The organism is Halomonas sp. ABH4_019 (assembly GCF_056159885.1).
In genome coordinates, this window is sequence record NZ_JBSWWC010000003.1 from 696,879 (window position 1) to 714,621 (window position 17,743).

Genomic DNA, 17,743 nt, shown 5'->3' on the forward strand with positions numbered 1-17,743 from the left:
ACACTGGCCGTCCATCGACACGGAGGCCGAACCATGATTCGCGTGCACCATCTCGAACACTCCCGTTCCCAGCGCGTGCTGTGGCTGCTCGAAGAGCTGGGCGTGGCCTACGAGGTCGTCGTCTATCGGCGCGATCCCGAGACCTGGCTGGCACCGGCGTCGCTGAAGGCCGTGCATCCGCTGGGCAAGTCGCCGGTGATCAGCGACGAGACGCGTGACGGGCGGGCCATCGCCGAGTCCGGGGCGATCATCGAGTACCTGCTCGAGCACCACGACCCCGAGGGGCGCCTGGTGCCGCCGGTAGGCAGCGACGCGCGTGAACGCTTCCGCTTCTGGCTGCACCATGCCGAGGGCTCGGCGATGCCGCCGCTGGTCATGCGCCTGGTGTTCTCGCGGCTCGGCAAGCCGCCGGTGCCGGCCCTGGTGCGTCCCCTGGGGCGCCAGTTCGCCAAGGGGGTGGAGCAGAACTTCCTGGGGCCGCGCATCACCGAGCTCAGGGATTTCTGGGAGGCGGAGCTCGAGTGCTCGGCGTGGTTCGCCGGCGAGGCCTTCACGGCGGCGGACATCCAGATGAGCTTTCCGCTGCTGGCCCTGGAGAGCCGCGGCGGGCTCGAGGCGGCGCCGCGCCTGTGCGACTTCCTGGCCCGCTGCCGAGAGCGGCCGGCCTATCAGAGAGCCCTGGAGCGGGGCGGGGAATTTTCCCTTGCCGGAAGCGACTAGCGGGGTAGTCGGGCCTTGAGCCATAACGCGGCGCGCCCCAGCCACTCGTGCAAGGCGCGGCTGCTCTGGTGCAGGTGATAGGCGCTGGGCCGCCAGGCCGCGAGCCCCTTGGGCGGCGGGCTGGCGAACTCGGTGGCGGCCGGGGTCACGGTGAGGCCGGCGCGCTCGAATTCGGCCCTTGCCCGGGGCAGGTGCCAGGCCTGGGAGACCAGGGCGACATGCTCGATGCCTTCCGCGGCGAGCAGCTCGGCGCTGTAGCGGGCGTTGCCTGCCGTGTCGGCGCTACGGCCCTCGCGCCAGCGCACCGGGACCCCGAACGCCTCGTCCAGGGCGGCGGCCATCAGGCTCGCCTCGGGGCTGTGTTCGTCATGCCCCCGCCCGCCGCTGACCAGGAGGGGCAGGCTGCTGCGCCGGTGCAGGTAGGCGCCGTAGGCCAGGCGGCGCCAGCTGGCGTTGGCGGGGGCGTCGCCCCAGCCGAATTCCGGCGCGCCATAGTCGCGGCCGCCGCCGAGGATCACGATCGCTCGGGCGCCGTCGCGTCGGGCGTCCTCGAGGGGGGCGCTGGCGGCCAGCGGCGGCGGCTCCAGCCCCACGCGCAGGGCATGGCTGGCCCATGGCGTGGCCAGCATCACCAGGCCGCCGAGTCCCAGCGCGACCAGCACCCCGCCGATCAGCTGTCGGCGCATCCACAGCAGGCCACCGAGCAGGATCAGCCAGGCGTTGAGCAGCGGGGGCAGCAGCAGCGATTCGAGCAATGCCATCCAGCGTCTCCCTCTCCGGCAGAAACCAGGGTGTCAGGCCGTGTGTGAAACGTCGCCGAGTGCGGGCGCTTTCCGGTTATCGCCTAGAGTTCCACCTTGTCCGAAAACTCGCACAGATCCTCGATCACGCAGCTGCCGCAGCGCGGCTTGCGGGCCACGCAGGTGTAGCGACCGTGCAGGATCAGCCAGTGGTGGGCGTCCTGGCGGAATTCCTTGGGCACGTGGCGCAGCAGCTTCTTCTCGACTTCCACCACGTCCTTGCCCTTGGCGATGCCGGTGCGATTGGAGACCCGGAAGATATGGGTGTCCACGGCGATGGTCGGCTCGCCGAAGGCGGTGTTGAGGATGACGTTGGCGGTCTTGCGGCCGACCCCGGGCAGCGCCTCGAGGGCCTGGCGGGTGCGTGGCACCTCGCCGCCATGGTGTTCCTGCAGGATGCGGCAGGTCTTGATCAGGTTCTCGGCCTTGGTGTTGTACAGGCCGATGGTCTTGATGTGCTCCTTGAGGCCGTCGAGTCCCAGCTCGAGGATGGCCGCCGGGGTGTTGGCCACCGGGAACAGCCGCGCGGTGGCCTTGTTGACGCCGACGTCGGTGGCCTGGGCCGACAGCAGCACCGCGGCCAGCAGCTCGAAGGGCGTCGACCAGTCGAGCTCGGTGGTGGGCTCGGGATTGTGCTCGCGCAGGCGGCGGAAGATTTCGTGGCGTTTCTGGGCGTTCATGGCGTCATGGCTGGAGGAGTCAGTGGGCGGCGCGGGCGTCGGCGAGCATGCGCTCGGCGCGCTCGATCTGCTCGCGGGCGGCGGCGATGGCCTCGTCGTCGCGCTGGCGTTCGGCGTGGGCCAGCTGCTGGCGGGCACGGCGCTTGGCCTGCTCGGCGGCGTTGACGGCGAAGCGCCGCTGACGTTCGGCTTGCCGGGCTGCCTTGTCGACGGACTGATCTGATGTCTGGGCGCCGCCGGCATCGTCGAGTTGACGATCGATCTCGGCCAGGCGCGCACGAAGTTCCTCCTCGCGCCGTTCGAGCTCGTCGCGCTCATCGGGGGCGAGATCCGGCGCCTGGCGCCGGCGGTACAGCCGCTTGAGGCTTCCGACCAGGCCGATGCGGCTAGCGCGCAGGGCGCTCGACGATGCCGCGGGGGCCTGCCTCTTGGCGGGAGCGGCGGCCGGTGCCTGCCGGGCGCTGCGCGCGCGGCGGCGCTGGCGCTTGGCCTCTTCCTCGCGAGCCAGACGCGCGTTGCGGGCCTCGAAGCGGCGGCGGCCTCGCTCGGCGCGCTGGTCCAGATAGGCGTCACGCTCGGCGTCGCCGTCGGCGGCCTGCCAGGCCGGATGGGGCAACAGGTCGATGCAGTCGACCGGGCAGGGCGACACGCAGAGCTCGCAGCCGGTGCACTCGGCCTCGATCACCGTGTGCATGTGCCTGGCGGCGCCGAGGATGGCGTCCACCGGGCAGGCCTGGATGCACTTGGTGCAGCCGATGCACTCGTCCTCGCGAATCCTGGCCACCAGCGGCGACTGCGCCGGCTGCTCCAGCGGCACCGCGGCGCGACCGGTCAGCTCGGCCAGCCGCACCACGGTGGCCTCGCCGCCGGGGGGGCAGCGATTGATCGCCTCGCCTTCCGCGATGGCCTCGGCGTAGGGACGACAGCCGTCGTGGCCGCACTTGCCGCACTGGGTCTGCGGCAAGGCGGCGTCTACGGCCTCGATCAGGGCGGGCTGCGTCATGCCCGGATCAGCTCACGCGCTGGCCGGGCTGGGCGCCGGAGTGGGGCTCCAGCAGGTAGATGCCGTCGTCGTCGCCGGCGGCCAGCACCATGCCTTCGGAGACGCCGAAGCGCATCTTGCGCGGCGCCAGGTTGGCGACCATCACCGTCAGGTGGCCTTCCAGGGCCTCCGGCGCATAGGCCTTGCGGATGCCGGCGAAGACGTTGCGGGTCTCGCCGCCGAGGTCCAGCGTCAGCTGGAGCAGCTTGTCGGCGCCCTCGACGTATTCCGCCTTGGCGATGCGGGCGATGCGCAGGTCGACCTTGGCGAAGTCGTCGAAGGCGATCTCGTCGGCGATGGGGGTGTCGGCCAGCGGGCCCTTGGGGGTCTCCTTGAGTTTCTGTTCTTCCACCAGGTCCTCCTTCGACGCCTCGATCATGGCGTCGATGCGGTCACGCTCGACTCGGGTCATCAGCGGCTTGAACTTGGCGATCTCGTGATCGAGCAGCAGTTCCTGGCGGCTGCTCCAGTCCAGCGAATCGAGCCTCATGAAGGTGCGGGCGCCCTCGGCCATGGCGGGCACCACCGGGGCGAGGTAGACCATCAGCTGGCGGAACAGGTTGATGCCCACCGAGCAGATGTCGAGGACTTCCTGTTCGCGCCCCTCCTGCTTGGCCAGCACCCAGGGTTCGGCCTCGGCGATATAGGTGTTGGCCTCGTCGGCCAGTTCCATGACCCGGCGCATGGCGCGGCCGAACTCGCGGGCCTCGAAGTGCTCGGCGATCTCGTCGCCGGCGGCCACGAAGCGGGCGACCAGCGCGGGCTCGGTGCAGTGGGCCGAGAGCCGGCCGCCGCCGAGCTTCTTGACGAAGCCGGCGCAGCGACTGGCGATGTTGACTACCTTGCCGACCAGGTCCGAGTTCACCCGCTGGGCGAAGTCCTCGAGGTTGAGGTCCAGGTCGTCGACGCCGGCGCTGAGCTTGGCGGCGAAGTAGTAGCGCAGGTACTCGGGGTTCAGGTGCTCGGCGTAGGTGGCGGCCTTGATGAAGGTGCCGCGGGACTTGGACATCTTGGCGCCGTTGACGGTGACGAAGCCGTGGCAGTTCACCGCGGTGGGCGTGCGCATCCCGGCCCCGTGCAGCATGGCCGGCCAGAACAGGGCGTGGAAATAGACGATGTCCTTGCCGATGAAGTGGTAGACCTCGGCGTCGGAGCCTTCGCGCCAGTAGGCGTCGAAGTCGATGCCCGCGCGGTCGCAGAGGTTCTTGAAGCTGGCCAGGTAACCGATCGGCGCATCGAGCCAGACGTAGAAGTACTTGCCCGGGGCGTCGGGGATCTCGAAGCCGAAGTAGGGCGCGTCGCGGGAGATGTCCCACTCGTTGAAACCGGACTCGAACCATTCCATCAGCTTGTTGCGGATCTGGGGCTGGACATGGTCGTCGTCGATCCAGCCCTGCAGGAAGCGCGCGAAGTCGGGCAGCTTGAAGAAGTAGTGGGTGGAGGTCCGCACCTCGGGGGTGGCGCCGGAGATCGCCGAGACCGGGTCGATCAGTTCGGCCGGCGTGTAGGTGGCGCCGCAGGCCTCGCAGTTGTCGCCGTACTGATCCTCGGTCTTGCACTTGGGGCAGGTGCCCTTGATGAAGCGGTCGGCCAGGAACAGGCCCTTGACCGGATCGTACATCTGCTCGATGTCGCGGGTGGCGATGTGGCCGCGGTCGCGCAGCCGGGTGTAGATCAGCTCGCTGAAGTGGCGGTTTTCCTCGGAGTGGGTCGAATGGTAATTGTCGAAGGCCACCCCGAAGCGTGCGAAGTCCTCCTGGTGTTCCCGGCTGACGCGGTCGATCAGCGCCTGGGAGGTGATGCCTTCCTGTTCGGCCCGCAGCATGATGGCGGTGCCGTGGGCATCGTCGGCGCAGACGTAGTGGCAGTCGTGGCCGCGGCTCTTCTGGAAGCGCACCCAGATGTCGGTCTGGATGTATTCCAGCAGGTGGCCCAGGTGGATGGCGCCGTTGGCATAGGGCAGGGCGCTGGTGACCAGGATCTTGCGCGGGGCGGTGTTCGACATGGTGGCTCTGGGGTTCCCGTAAGCGTGGAACACGGCGGCCGACTCGACGCCTGGGCGAAGTCGAGGCCGCCATGCGAAATGTCCGTGAAATCAGGCATCAGATTGTAGCATCTTCCGCGTGGCCTGCACCCGTCCCGGCCTCGCCCGCTCGTCGCCCGCGGGCTAAGCTGCTAGAGCGGCATCCGCTGCCGCCTATCCCGTCACGATCCGGGCCCGGGCGTCGCCTCGCGGCGACGGCGATGCTCCTGGCACCCCGGCGCTTCACGGAGGCAAGACGCCATGTCCCGTCATCGCATTCCCCTTTGGGCCGCTCTCGTCGTGCTGCTGGGCGGTTGCGCCAGCGGCGCCATCGCGCCGAGCTATACCAGCGAGGATCCCGACATCATGCGCATCGGCAACCAGCGGCCCGCCGACCCCCAGGTCACCGTCGAGAGCCTGGGCTCCTACTGTCTCGAGATCACCGAGACCTGGAGCGAGCAGGGATCGACCCCGGATGGCCAGATGCTGTGGGCCCTGAACACTCAGCGCAAGGTGGTGCCCTGCCAGTAGGCGGCTTCATGCCCGGCGAGACGTCAGCCAGGCGAACACGCGCTCGGCGGGCATGGGGGCGGCCAGGGCGTAGCCCTGCACGATCGGACAGCCGAGTTCCAGCAGCCGGCGGCAGTGGTCATCTGACTCGGCGCCCTCGGCGATGACGCCGAGCCCGAGCCGGTGGGCGAGCTGGATGATGCCCTGGACCAGGGCCGCGTCGCGCTCGTCGTGCAACAGTCCGGCGATGAATGCCTTGTCGATCTTGAGGGTATCGATCGGTAGCTCGCGGAGATGCGACAGCGAGGAGTAGCCGGTGCCGAAGTCGTCCAGCGCCACGCTCAGGCCCGCTTCCCGGCAGCGGCGCAGGGTATGGGTGATGGCGTCGAGGTCTTCGGCCGCGGCCCCTTCCTGGAACTCGACCTCGAATCGGTCGCCCGACAGGCCGGGGTGGCGCTGCAGGGCGCTGACGATCCGCTCGGCGAACTCGGGCAGCGCCAGATGGTTGGCGCTGGCGTTGAAGCTGATGGGGAGCCGCGGCTCATGGCGTCGCCACCGGTCGGCCTGATGCAGTACCTCGTCGATCACCCAGTCGCCCAGGGTCGATTCGACACGGGTGCCCATCACCATGGGCAGGAAATCGGCGGGTTCCAGCAGGCCGTGATCGGGATGCCGCCAGCGCAGCAACGCCTCGAGCCCGCAGGCCTCGCCGGTGCGCAGATCGACCTTGGGCTGGTAATGAAGCTCGAACTCGCCCCCTTGCAGGGCCCGCTCGAGTCGGGCGATCCGTTGCAGGCTGTGCTGTTCCTCCAGGCGCTGGCCGGCGTCGAACACGCAATAGTGGTTCTTGCCACTGCGCTTGGCACGATACATGGCCTGGTCGGCGTGGCGCAGCAGGATCTCCGCCTCGACGTCGTCCTGGGGGAACAGGGTGATGCCGATACTGCTGGAGACCCGTACCAGGGAGTCGCCGAGGGTGATGGGGCGAGTGATGACGTGGCGGATGCGCTCGATGACGTGCAGGCATTCCTCGCGGTCGTGCAGGCCGGAGAGCAGCATGGCGAATTCGTCGCCGCCCAGCCGGGCCAGCAGGTCCCCGGTGCGCAGGGCGTGACGCAGCCGCTTGCTGACGACCACCAGCAGTGCATCGCCGGCGGCATGGCCGAAGCGGTCGTTGATGGGCTTGAAGTCGTCCAGGTCGAGATAGCAGACCGCCAGCAGCCCGCCGTCGCGCCTGGCGTGGGTCAGGGCATCCTCGAGATGCTCGGCGAAGTGGCGCCGGTTGGGGAGCTCGGTCAGGGCGTCGTGGCGTGCCAGGTAACGGAGCTCGGCCTCGTGACGCTTGCGGAGGGTGATGTCGGAGAAGGTGGCGACATGGTGTTGCAGCCGGCCCTGGTCGTCCCTGACCGCCGAGACCGAGAGCAGCTGGGTGTAGAGCTCGCCACTCCGGCGGCGGCTGAGCAGCTCTCCCTCCCAGCTATCATGCTCGTCGAGGTGTCGACGAATGCTGGCATAGGTGTCGCTGTCGAGGCGCTGGTTGTCGAATCGATCGGGGCTCAGGCCGACGATCTCCTCCTTGGCGTAGCCCGTGATGCGGGTGAAGGCGGGGTTGACGTCGCAGACGCGGTTGTCGGCGTCGGTGATCATGATGGCATCGTAGCTGGACTCGAAGACGCTGGCGGCGAGTCGCTGCCGGTTCTCGGCCAGGCGCTGTTCGGTGATGTCGTGGCCGATGCAGATCATGGCGCCGTTCGGCAGGGCGACGTTGGCCCACAGGGTGGTCAGCTGGCGCCCGTCCCGTGCCCGTGGGGTCCATTCCTGGAAGACCGAGCCGTCCTGTGACGCCAGGCCCGCCATGACCCGGCGGTATTCCGCCTCGTCGGGGTAGAAGAGCGCGAGCGGGTCGGCCTTGGCCTTGACCTCCTCGGCGGACCAGCCGAACACCCGCTCGCACTGCCGGTTCCAGAGAATGCAGCGCCCCCGCTTGTCGAAGCCGTCGATCAGGATGGGGGCCGAGTCGAACAGGGGTTCCACCAGCGCCAGGGCCGGCCAGAGCGACGCCGCCGGCTCGTCGTCCCCTGCGACCTCGTCCGGAGCGCCGGGCGCGCCGAGGTGCCGGGCCCGTGCGTGGGCCGAGAGGATGCGATGGCCATGCCGCACATCGGCCGCGGGGATGAGGGGGAGGTGGTCGTAGGCGAGGATCAGCAGGGTGCCGGTGTCGCGCCCGCCGGCCCGGGTCACCGGGATGGCCAGGTAGCAGGTGGTGTCGGCGGCGCTATAGGGCAACAGCTCCGGCAGGGCGCGCGGCGGCAGCGGCGTGTAGAAGGCCTGTTCCTGCCAGGTCGCGAGACATCCCGTCCCGTCCGCCAGAGGCGTGGGGCGGGCATGCCTGACATGTAGCCATGCCTGTCCCGTGGGGAGATCCAGCTCGACCAGCAGGGCCTCTCCGGCGGCGAAGGTCGCCTCGGCCAGCTCCATCAGGCTGTGTCGCCAGTCGCGGCCGTCGTCCAGTCGCTCCAGGAGGTCGGCGATTCGCTCCAGCAGAGCGCTGCCAGCCGTGGCATCGGTGCTCGTGTCCATGTCCAGAGGCTCGCGGAGGAATTCGTCTCCAGTATAGTGGCGAAGGCGTGCGTCGCCGCAAGCGTCGGTGTGTGAGGAGATTGCCGCCGCCCCGAGGCGCGATCGTCTTACGCGGCGTGACGGGGCGGCAGGATGGCGGAGGCCGGCAGGGTGTGCTAGCAGCCCCGGCGTTCAGGGTCGGATGGCGTGGCGATAGACGCCGAAGTGGTGCAGGCCGCGATCGGCCAGGTGCAGGGCCTGCATGCGGCTCATCACGCCCTGGTCGCAGTACAGCAGGTATTGCCTGTCGCCGGGGAGGTCGGCGGCCTGCTCCTGAAGCTCGTAGAAGGGAATACGGATCAGCGGGATCCGGGGCAGGGTCAGGGGGGCGGCTTCCTGCTCGTCGGCACGGCGAATGTCGATCACGCAGGGCGCGTCGAGGTCTGCCAGCGCTTCGGGGGAGTCGACGGTCAGCACCTCGGGAAGCGGGGCCTCTCGCTCCAGCACCTGGTCGATGCGCGTGACCACGGTGGCCTCGATGGCCTCCTCCAGCACGCGGTCGTCGAAGTCGGCCTCGGCCGCCCGGACGTCCTCGAGCGGCGCCTTGTTGTGGGGGCGTCGCGAGATGACCCCGCAGTACTCGGGCATGGCCTCGGCGAAGCGGGCGGTATCGAGGGTCCTGGCCCGGTCGATGATGTCCTGCTTGTCGTCGGTCAGCACCGGGCGCAGGATCGGCAGGGCGCTGGCGTCGTCGATCACCGCCAGGTTGGTGAGGGTCTGGCTGGAGACCTGGGCGATGGCATCCCCCGTGACCAGGGCCGGTATTCTCAGGCGATCGGCGACGCGTCCGGCGACGCGCATCATCATCCGCTTGAGGACCACGCCCATCAGTCCGTCGGGGATGGCGCGCAGGATCTCCGCCACCACGCCTTCGAAGGGCACCGAGACGAACTTCACCTTGTGGGACACGCCGTAGCGTTCCCAGAGGTGATGGCTGACCTCGCGGACCCCGGCCTCGTGGGCCGGACCCCCCAGGTTGAAGAACAGGAAGTGCGTCTTGACGCCGCGACGGATCATCTTCCAGGTCGCCACCGGCGAGTCGAAGCCGCCGGAGATCAGTGACAGGGCCTGTCCCTGCACCCCGAGCGGGTAGCCGCCCAGGCCCTTCCAGCGGGCCCGGATCACCTGCAGGCGGCGATCATTGAGCTCCACCGGCACCACGACCTCGGCATGCTTCAGGTCGACCCGGGCCGTCGGCGCCGCCTCGAGCAGCCGACCGCCCAGGTAACGTTCGATGTCCGCCGAGGTGAAGTCGTGCTGGCCGCGGCGCTTGGCCTGCACGCGGAAGCTGTGGCCGGCGATCGCCGGGCTCCACAGCGGCACGATGTGCTCGGCGGCCTGTTCCAGCGAGTCGAAGCGGACTTCCTCGGTGGCCAGGATCTGCTGGATGCCGGGGATGCGGGTCAGGCTGTCCTCAAGGGCGGCTGTGGTCTCGTCGGAGAGGCCTTGCGGCAGGCGCACACGGATGGCGTCCCACTGGTCCTTGACCCGTACGCCTGCCTCGAGGCGGCGCAGGGTGTTGCGGATGTTGGCGGTCAGGCAGCGGGTCATCTGCTGACGCACCGAACGGGACTTGATGGTGATCTCGGGATGGAGTTTGAGCAGGTAGAGCATGCGGCGCGGCGTTGAAAAAGTGTCGCGGGATTATACCACCTGCCGTGCGGGAGTGCAGTCGGGGGAGGCGCGATGCGGCGCCGCGGGGCGCCTCCCCGGGGGCGAGACGTCGGGTGTGAGAAGGAGTCTCGTGTTCAGTACAGGGCCTGTTCTTCCCTGACCACTTCCTTGAGCAGCTCGAGGAAGAGGCGGTCGGCCTCCGAGTGCTCCTTGGGATCTTCCGGGATGTGCACGCTGGTGGTATCGGAGATCTCGTTGGCGATATGGGCCATGACGTCCGACTGGTCGCCCTCGCCGAGGCGGGCCCGGGCGATCGTCAAGGACTGCTCCAGGATCCTGGGGTCCTGCAGCAGCTTCTTGATGAAGCTGCGTAGCTCATTGATGACGCGAGTCTTTTGAATTTCCGATGAGGACATGCCGTTCTCCTTGTGCGGGCCGATACTCGTTCATGGCGACGATACCATGTTTGCCTCGCGCCGTGAGAGGGCCGACGCGCGGCGAGTCGGCAGGGCGAGGCTGTTCAGGGCAGTCACAATCGTTTACCGGACCGCTGATGTTTCCGGCTGCCAAACGGGATCGGTTCTGTTACTGTCTGTAACAGAAAATTCTTATATCTAATGCGCGCCTGGTACTTTCCGCTCATGCTATCGTCATCGTAGACGTGAAGCCTGTGCCGCCGGTGAGCCTGGGGCGAGAAGATGGCAAGACGCATCGTCGATGCCATCGCCCATGCCGATCAAGGGAGTTGATATGAAGTGCCCTCGCTATTCCGTGTCATCCCGCCGCGATGGCGGTCGTCTGGTACGCGGCCTCGTGGTCGGCGCCAGCCTGTCGTTGCTGCCTCTCGCCGCTGCGGTTGCCCAGTCGCTGCCCCAGGGCCTGATGTCGCCCGGATCGTCGGATCTCCCGGGCGTGGCCCAGCAGGCCATCTCCACCAATCCCGAAGTGCAGGCGGCGTGGCAGGCGTTTCAGGCCGCGGGCCACGATCGGCGGGCCGCCTGGGGCAACTATCTGCCGAGTCTCGATGCCAGCGCCGGGGTGGGGCGAGAGGACCGTGAACTCGATGGTCGCGGGAGCTATGACACCGATTATGCCGAACTGACCCTGACCCAGATGCTCTACGACGGCTTTGCCACCAGCAGCGAGGTCGAGCGTCTCGATCGCGCCGAGCTGGTGCGGTATTACGAACTGCTCGACGCCAGTGAGCAGACCTCACTGGAAGCCGCGCGGGCCTATCTCGACGTGCAACGCTATCGCGAGCTGGTACGCCTGGCCCAGGAGAGCTATCGCAAGCATCGGGAAGTGTTCGATCAGATCGAAGAGCGGACCCTGTCGGGGGCCGGCCGTGGCGTGGATCTCGAGCAGATCAGCGGGCGCCTGGCGCTGGCCGAGTCCAATCTGATGACCGAGGCCGCGAACCTGCATGACGTCACGGCACGCTACCAGCGTATTGTCGGCGAGCTACCCTCGGCCTCCCTGGCGCCGGTGACGGCGTTCGGCGACCGGCTGCCCGGCGACGTGTCCGAGGCGCTGACGATGGCCTTCCAGGGCAATCCGGCCTTTCATGCCGCCATCGAGGACATCGCCGCATCGCGCGCCGAGCGGCAAGCCACTCGGGCGGCCTTTCACCCCCAGCTCGATCTGGTCGCGCGCACCGGTACCTACAAGGACAGTGACAGCGACACCTCGCTGAACACCGAGGGCCGCCAGGATCGCAGCAGCATCGAGCTGGTGGCGAGCATGAACCTGTACCGTGGCGGCAGCGACCTGGCCAGTTTCCGCGCCGCTAGCGAGCGGGTCGAACAGTCCGTCAACTTGCGCGAGAAGGCCTGCGTCGATGTGCGCCAGACGACGCAGATCGCCTACAACGACACTCAGCGCCTTCGCGAGCAGCTCGCCTACCTCAACCAGCACCGGCTCTCCACCGACCGTGTGCGAGGGGCCTACCGGCAACAGTTCGATATCGGTCAGCGCAGCCTGCTGGATGTCCTGGATACCGAGAACGAATACTTCGAGGCCAGCCGGGCCTATGTCAACGCGCAGTTCGATGTGTCGCTGGCCGATGTGCGTACCCTGGCCGCCATGGGGCAGTTGATGCACGTGCTGGACGTGCGTCGCGATGACATGCCTACCCTGGCCGAGCTGGGCAGCGACGGCGTGAGCCTGGATCCCGAGACGGTCTGCCCGGCGCCCGGGCCGAGCGGTTACACTCTGTCCGATTTTACCGGTGGCATCACGGCGCCCGCGACGCGCTCGTCCGACGCCGCCGTTCAGTGAGCCGGTGAGTGCCTCGACGTCCTGTCATGTCGGGGAAAGGCGTCTGAGCCGGCTCGGTCTCCAGTTCGCAAGGACAGCAGAGGTATGTGTTGACTCAACGTGAAGCACTCGATGAAGGCCACGGCGCCCGGTCCGCCGTCCGCGATGAGCTGCTCGAATGCCTTCAGAGCATTGCTCTGGTGCATGGGCATGACGTCAGCGCCGATTCACTGACGGCCGGCCTGCCGCTGGAACAGGGACGCCTGACGCCAGGCGTGTTTCCTCGCGCGGCCTCGAGGGCCGGCCTGTCGGCGCGAATGGCCAAGTCGCGCCTGGTCCAGCTCAATCCGGCGCTGTTTCCCGTGGTGTTGTTGCTCGAGCCGGGGCGGGCCTGCGTGCTGCTGGCGCTGGACTTGAAGGCTCGCCGTGCCCGGGTGATCTTTCCCGAACTCGGCGAGGCGGAAACCGAGGTCGATCTGGACGGTCTCCAGTCGAGCTACAGCGGGCAGGCGATCTACGTGCGTCCGCGGTTTCGCTTCGATGCGCGTGGGCCGGAGGTCACTCGACAGCGCGGCCGCCATTGGTTCTGGGGCGTCATCCGGGAAAATCGGCGCTTGTATCGCGATGTGATCGCCGGTTCGGTGGTCATCAACCTCTTTGCCCTGGGCATGCCGCTGTTCGTGCTCAACGTCTATGATCGCGTGGTGCCCAATCACGCCACCGAGACGCTATGGGTGTTGGCGGTGGGTGTCTTCATCGTGCTGTGCTTCGATCTGGCGCTGCGTCTGATGCGCGGCGCCTTCGTCGACCTGGCGGCGAGCCGGGCCGATGTCAAGCTCTCGTCGACGCTGATGTCCCAGGTGCTGGGGCTGCGGCTGTCGTCTCGCCCGACGTCCACCGGCTCCTTCGCTTCCACGCTGCAGTCCTTCGAATCGGTGCGGGCCTTCATCGGCTCGGCCACGGTCGTCGGCGTGGTCGACCTGCCCTTCGTGCTGCTGTTTGCCTCCATCATCGCGCTGATCGGCCCGCCACTGGTGATACCGGTGCTGGTCGGCATCGCCTTCGTGCTGCTCTATGCCCTGGCGGCGCAGGGCAAGTTGCACGAGCTGTCCGAGACGACCTGGCGCGCGAGCGCCCAGCGCAACGCCACGTTGATCGAGTCGATCTCACAGCTCGAGACCCTCAAGTCCCTGAGGGGCGAGAGCCGCGTCCAGGGGATCTGGGAGCGAGCCTCGGCCTTCCTGTCGCGCACCAGCGCCCAGCTGCGCATGGTCAGCTCCTCGGTGAGCAACGTGGCGCTCTGGGCGCAGCACAGCGTGTCCGTGGCGGTCGTGATCGCGGGCGTCTACCTGATCATCGAAGGCGAGCTGACCCAAGGCGGCCTGATCGCCGCGTACCTGCTGTCGTCGCGGGCCATGGCGCCGGTCAGTCAGGCCGCCGCCTTGCTGGCCCAGTATCATCAGGCGGCCACGGCCATGCAGTCGCTGGACGGCCTGATGGACCTGCCGGTGGAACGTGCCGAGGCAAGGCCCTTCATCGATCGCCCCGTGGTGCGCGGCGACCTGCGGTTCGACCACGTCACCTTCCGCTATCCCGACGAACAGCGCGAGGCGCTGAGGGATGTCTCGCTGACGCTGGACGCCGGCGAGAAGGTGGCGGTGCTGGGGCGCGTGGGCTGTGGCAAGACGACCCTGCACAAGCTCTTGCTGGGCTTGTACGAGCCCTCCGCCGGCGCGGTGAGCCTGGATGGGGTGGATGTTCGCCAGTTCGACCCCGTCCAGCTGCGGCGCCATTTCGGCTACGTACCCCAGGACGTCATGCTGTTCCACGGCTCGCTGCGTGACAATATCCTGGCCGGTTCGGGCAGTGACGCCGTCGATGATGAGTCGCTGCTGCGTGCCATTCGCCTCAGCGGGCTCGATGCACTGGTCGACGGGCATCCCGACGGCATCGATCTCCAGGTCGGCGAGCGGGGGCAGCGTCTCTCCGGCGGGCAGCGCCAGCAGGTGGCCATCGCCCGCGCGCTGGTGCACGAGCCGCGGATTCTACTGCTCGACGAGCCTACCAGCGCCATGGACCACTCCTCCGAGGAGGCGCTCAAGGCCCGCCTCAAGGACGTCGGGCAGGGCAAGACGATGCTGATCGTGACCCACCGCACGTCGCTGCTGTCGCTGGTCGATCGCATCGTGGTCATCGACGCGGGCACGGTGATGGCCGATGGGCCGAGAGACCAGGTCATCGAGGCCTTGCGCAAGGGCCAGATCGGGAGGGCCGGGGCATGACGCAGCACTCCCGCACCACAGAACAGCGAGGCTTCGAGGCGATCGGGCGCTTCTCCGAGACGGGAGGGAAGGCGTTTCGTCCCTTCATCGACCGTCTTTTCGCGCGACGCGTCACCTCGTCGCACATGGATCGTGACTGGGCCAGCGATGCCGACTGGGCGCGCCTTCAGCAGGATCCGCTGCGCGCCAGGCTGCTGCTTTATACCGTCGCGCTGGCGGTGGTGGTCCTGATCGTCTGGTCCGCCTTCGCCCCCCTGGACGAAGTGACGCGTGGGGAAGGGCGGGTGATTCCCTCCAGCCAGCTGCAGAAGATCCAGTCCTTCGATGGCGGGGTGGTCCAGGACATCCTGGTGGCCGAGGGCGAACGCGTGGAAGAGGGCCAGCTGTTGATGCGGGTCGACCCGACGCGCTTCCTGGCCAATTTCCGCGAGAACCGTGCCAAGGCGGAGGCGCTGGAGGCCCGTGCCGAGCGGCTGCGCGCCCTGGTGTCGGAAGCGGAGTTCGCCCCTTCGCCGTCATTGGTCGAGAAGGCCCCTGACATCGTGGCCCAGGAGCGTGAACTCTATCGCAGCAATCTCGAGGCTCTGGAGGAACAGAAGAATATCCTCCAGGAGCAATTGGCCCAGCGCCGTGCCGAGCTCGACGAGGCCCAGTCTCGCCGGGATACCGCCGAGCGGGAGTTGGGCATGGCCGGTCGGGAGTTGAATCTGACCAGGCCCTTGCTGGCTTCCGGTGCGGTCTCCGAGGTCGAGGTCCTTCGCCTGCAGCGCGACGTGACCCAGGCGCGTGGCCAACGCGACCAGGCGGCCGCCCAGGTAGAGCGCCTTCAGGCCGCCATCGAGGAGGCCCAGTCGAAGCTTCGTGAAGTCGGCCTCGATGCGCGCAAGGAATGGCGCAACGAGCTGTCGAGCACCCTGGCCGATCTCGGGGCCCTCGACGAGTCGAGCACCGGGCTCGAGGACCGGGTGCGCCTGGCGGAAATTCGCTCGCCGGTGGATGGTATCGTGCAGCGGCTGGGCATCAACACCATCGGCGGCGTGGCACAACCCGGGCAGGAGGTCGTGGAGGTCGTGCCGACCGATGACACCCTGCTGGTGGAGGCACGCATCGCGCCGCAGGACATCGCCTTCCTGCGCCCTGGGCAGCCCGCCACCATCAAGCTCACGGCCTACGATTTTGCCATCTATGGTGGGCTGGAGGCCGAACTGGTGCATATCAGTCCCGACACCATCACCGATGACGACGGCAACACTTTTTATCTGGTCAAGGTCAGGAGCGTGGAGGACGACAGCGGACACGAGGCCCTGGACGTGATTCCGGGCATGACGGCCCAGGTGGACATCCTGACCGGGAAGCGCACGGTGATGCAGTACCTGCTCAAGCCGGTCCTCCGGGCGTGGCAAGAGGCTCTGGGAGAACGATGATGGATCAGCGTTTCGTATGCCGGGAGTCGGCACCGATGCCGCGGTGGCGGGAGGCCTTTCCCGATGCTCGTTGCCTGAACGAGTCCGGTGCCGTCGCGGCTGCCTCGGGGGAGATGCAGGCGTGGGTCGTCACCCACGTCGAGGCATGGCCCGAGCTGGTAAGGACCTTGTCGGGCCGTGGCGCCATCGTCAGCGTGCTCAGCTCGGCACCGGATGCCCATGAGGCGAGGCGTGCGCTGGAGGCGGGGGCGCGGGGCTATGCACATGTGCTCTCGACACCTGAGCTGTTGCGCCAGGTGGCGCTGGTCACCGCCAACCAGGGGATCTGGGTAGGCCCCGATTTCATGGCTCAGGTGGTGGGCGGTGCCTTTCGAGCGCTCGGCGGCGAGGCTCGTCTCTCCACTGCGACGCTGACCTCCTTGACCGAGCGGGAGCGTGCGGTGGCCCTGGCCGTGGCGAAGGGCAACAGCAACAAGGCCGTCGCGCGTCTGCTCGGCATCACCGAGCGCACCGTCAAGGCGCACCTCGGTGCCAGCTTTCGCAAGCTGGGCATTCGAGATCGCATGCAGCTGATTCTCAAGCTGTCTCAACAGTAGGAACAGGTGGCGTCGCGTCCGGAGCCGCCAGGGTGGCGACCTTCGAGGGCCTCGTCTGGCTGTCGGCGCGTCGCTGTACCACCCCGACCGCGGGTGGACCGCCGTCTGGGCGCGGTCGGTGTTGTTCGGATGTTCCAAGGTGCCTCGCCGCGGGGCTTCCCGCGGCAAGAATGCCTCATTCTATCTCGGCTTTTCGTCCTAGTGCCTTCCTGTCCATCGGTACAATGCCGATGAGGGATGCACTGTTTTAGTATTAAGTCTCTCGCGAGACCGTCTTCGTTGAACGTGCGGGTCTACGCATTCGTGCACAAGGAGTCATGCCATGGCCATCGCCACCGTCGTTTCCGTCACAGGTCAAGCTTGGGCAAGAGACAGCCAGGGCAACCTGCGTGACCTTCATGAGGGTGACACCCTGAGGGAAGGCGAGACGCTCGTGACCGGCGACAACGCCACCGTGGAACTCGACTTCGGTGATGCCTTCGGCCCCACCACCATCGGCGGTGGCGAGGCCGTGGCGATGACGCCCGAGCTGGATGCCGATCTGCCGGTTCCCGGCGAGGAGTCCAGCGCCCTGGACGGTGATCTCGAAGCCCTGTTGACCGCCATCGACCAGGGTAGCGGGGACCTGCTGGAAGATCTGGAAGATCCTGCCGCCGGTAATGGTGGTGCCCAGGGTGGTGGCGGTCATGACTTCGTTCGTCTGGCGCGTATCAGCGAGCAGGTCGATCCGCTTGCCTTCGACTTTCCCGGGCTGCAGGCATCGAATGTGGAAACGCGCGAAGGCGGCGTAACGGGCGATGCCGTGTCGGCCGATGCCGGGGTGGAGGCCGCCGACGATGCCTTCGTCACCGGCGAGAGTGCTTCGCTGAGCAACGCCAATGTGCTGCTCAATGATACCGGCCCGCAGGGCGATGCCCTGAGCGTCGGGGATCCCGGTCCCCGCGATGTCGTCTTCACCATGCCGGACGGCTCGTCTGTGACCGTGACTATCGCGGTGAGCAGCGATGGCTCCGTCAGCTTCGAGCCGGGCGATGTGTTTCAGTCCCTCGATGAGGGAGAGACAGCGATCGGCACCCTGTCCTATGAAGTGACCGACGGTAATGGGAACAACGACACTGCCCAGGTGACCGTGACCGTCGCGGGTGAAACCGACGCGCCGCCGACCGTCGACATCGCG

General features: G+C 67.8%; 14 protein-coding genes. 7 read left to right on the top strand and 7 right to left on the bottom strand.

Features of this window, described 5'->3' with window-relative positions; translation table 11 throughout:
* Positions 1–33: 33 nt before the first annotated feature.
* Entirely contained in the window at positions 34–720 is a 687-nt protein-coding gene (locus tag ACXAFN_RS15660; protein ID WP_474990111.1) for a glutathione S-transferase family protein, read from the top strand.
* Here the strand turns inward: ACXAFN_RS15660 and ACXAFN_RS15665 are convergent.
* The 4 genes from ACXAFN_RS15665 to metG all read right to left on the bottom strand — a co-directional run bounded on the left by ACXAFN_RS15665 (position 717) and on the right by metG (position 5,247).
* On the bottom strand, positions 717–1,481 hold the full coding sequence (locus tag ACXAFN_RS15665; protein WP_474990113.1) for a YdcF family protein: 765 nt from the start codon (positions 1,479–1,481) through the stop codon (positions 717–719). The genes ACXAFN_RS15660 and ACXAFN_RS15665 overlap by 4 nt on opposite strands.
* 83 nt (positions 1,482–1,564) lie before the next feature.
* Positions 1,565–2,200 (bottom strand): endonuclease III, encoded by a 636-nt coding sequence (nth, locus tag ACXAFN_RS15670; protein WP_474990115.1) that lies wholly within the window; start codon positions 2,198–2,200, stop codon positions 1,565–1,567.
* A 19-nt stretch (positions 2,201–2,219) separates the two neighbouring features.
* Positions 2,220–3,203, bottom strand: a complete 984-nt coding sequence (locus ACXAFN_RS15675; protein WP_474990117.1) for an RnfABCDGE type electron transport complex subunit B — start codon at positions 3,201–3,203, stop codon at positions 2,220–2,222.
* Between the two features lie 7 nt (positions 3,204–3,210).
* Positions 3,211–5,247 (bottom strand): methionine--tRNA ligase, encoded by a 2,037-nt coding sequence (metG, locus tag ACXAFN_RS15680; RefSeq protein WP_474990119.1) that lies wholly within the window; start codon positions 5,245–5,247, stop codon positions 3,211–3,213.
* A gap of 279 nt (positions 5,248–5,526) precedes the next feature.
* Between metG and ACXAFN_RS15685 the strand changes: the two genes are divergently transcribed.
* On the top strand, positions 5,527–5,796 hold the full coding sequence (locus tag ACXAFN_RS15685; protein WP_474990121.1) for a hypothetical protein: 270 nt from the start codon (positions 5,527–5,529) through the stop codon (positions 5,794–5,796).
* 6 nt (positions 5,797–5,802) lie between these two features.
* Here the strand turns inward: ACXAFN_RS15685 and ACXAFN_RS15690 are convergent, their stop codons facing one another.
* The 3 genes from ACXAFN_RS15690 to ACXAFN_RS15700 all read right to left on the bottom strand — a co-directional run bounded on the left by ACXAFN_RS15690 (position 5,803) and on the right by ACXAFN_RS15700 (position 10,424).
* Complete coding sequence (locus ACXAFN_RS15690; RefSeq protein ID WP_474990122.1) at positions 5,803–8,355, bottom strand: putative bifunctional diguanylate cyclase/phosphodiesterase; 2,553 nt, start codon at positions 8,353–8,355, stop codon at positions 5,803–5,805.
* 171 nt (positions 8,356–8,526) lie between these two features.
* On the bottom strand, positions 8,527–10,008 hold the full coding sequence (gene thiI, locus ACXAFN_RS15695; protein ID WP_474990124.1) for a tRNA uracil 4-sulfurtransferase ThiI: 1,482 nt from the start codon (positions 10,006–10,008) through the stop codon (positions 8,527–8,529).
* A 134-nt stretch (positions 10,009–10,142) separates the two neighbouring features.
* Positions 10,143–10,424 (bottom strand): hypothetical protein, encoded by a 282-nt coding sequence (locus ACXAFN_RS15700; RefSeq protein WP_474990126.1) that lies wholly within the window; start codon positions 10,422–10,424, stop codon positions 10,143–10,145.
* A gap of 334 nt (positions 10,425–10,758) precedes the next feature.
* On the opposite strand from ACXAFN_RS15700, the gene ACXAFN_RS15705 reads away from it, so the two are divergent.
* From ACXAFN_RS15705 to ACXAFN_RS15725, 5 genes are all read left to right on the top strand, one after another.
* A complete protein-coding gene (locus tag ACXAFN_RS15705) occupies positions 10,759–12,285 on the top strand; it encodes a TolC family outer membrane protein (protein WP_474990128.1) in 1,527 nt (508 codons plus the stop codon).
* A gap of 89 nt (positions 12,286–12,374) precedes the next feature.
* A complete protein-coding gene (locus ACXAFN_RS15710; RefSeq protein WP_474990130.1) occupies positions 12,375–14,546 on the top strand; it encodes a type I secretion system permease/ATPase in 2,172 nt (723 codons plus the stop codon).
* Positions 14,543–15,970 carry an HlyD family type I secretion periplasmic adaptor subunit gene (locus ACXAFN_RS15715; RefSeq protein WP_474990132.1) on the top strand — a complete coding sequence of 476 codons (1,428 nt, stop codon included), beginning with the start codon at positions 14,543–14,545 and terminating at the stop codon, positions 15,968–15,970. The genes ACXAFN_RS15710 and ACXAFN_RS15715 overlap by 4 nt, the downstream gene beginning before the upstream one ends.
* Positions 15,970–16,566, top strand: a complete 597-nt coding sequence (locus ACXAFN_RS15720) for a response regulator transcription factor (protein WP_474990134.1) — start codon at positions 15,970–15,972, stop codon at positions 16,564–16,566. Before ACXAFN_RS15715 ends, ACXAFN_RS15720 begins: the two co-directional genes overlap by 1 nt.
* A gap of 322 nt (positions 16,567–16,888) precedes the next feature.
* The coding region (locus tag ACXAFN_RS15725) for a retention module-containing protein (protein ID WP_474990136.1) at positions 16,889–17,743 on the top strand (855 nt) is incomplete at its 3' end.

Bases quoted from the DNA above. Each gene is read 5' to 3' on its own strand.
- ACXAFN_RS15660 (WP_474990111.1), top strand. From the start codon at position 34: ATGATTCGCGTGCACCATCTCGAACACTCCCGTTCCCAGCGCGTGCTG.
- ACXAFN_RS15665 (WP_474990113.1), bottom strand. From the start codon at position 1,481: ATGGCATTGCTCGAATCGCTGCTGCTGCCCCCGCTGCTCAACGCCTGG.
- nth (WP_474990115.1), bottom strand. From the start codon at position 2,200: ATGAACGCCCAGAAACGCCACGAAATCTTCCGCCGCCTGCGCGAGCAC.
- ACXAFN_RS15675 (WP_474990117.1), bottom strand. From the start codon at position 3,203: ATGACGCAGCCCGCCCTGATCGAGGCCGTAGACGCCGCCTTGCCGCAG.
- metG (WP_474990119.1), bottom strand. From the start codon at position 5,247: ATGTCGAACACCGCCCCGCGCAAGATCCTGGTCACCAGCGCCCTGCCC.
- ACXAFN_RS15685 (WP_474990121.1), top strand. From the start codon at position 5,527: ATGTCCCGTCATCGCATTCCCCTTTGGGCCGCTCTCGTCGTGCTGCTG.
- ACXAFN_RS15690 (WP_474990122.1), bottom strand. From the start codon at position 8,355: ATGGACACGAGCACCGATGCCACGGCTGGCAGCGCTCTGCTGGAGCGA.
- thiI (WP_474990124.1), bottom strand. From the start codon at position 10,008: ATGCTCTACCTGCTCAAACTCCATCCCGAGATCACCATCAAGTCCCGT.
- ACXAFN_RS15700 (WP_474990126.1), bottom strand. From the start codon at position 10,424: ATGTCCTCATCGGAAATTCAAAAGACTCGCGTCATCAATGAGCTACGC.
- ACXAFN_RS15705 (WP_474990128.1), top strand. From the start codon at position 10,759: ATGAAGTGCCCTCGCTATTCCGTGTCATCCCGCCGCGATGGCGGTCGT.
- ACXAFN_RS15715 (WP_474990132.1), top strand. From the start codon at position 14,543: ATGACGCAGCACTCCCGCACCACAGAACAGCGAGGCTTCGAGGCGATC.
- ACXAFN_RS15720 (WP_474990134.1), top strand. From the start codon at position 15,970: ATGGATCAGCGTTTCGTATGCCGGGAGTCGGCACCGATGCCGCGGTGG.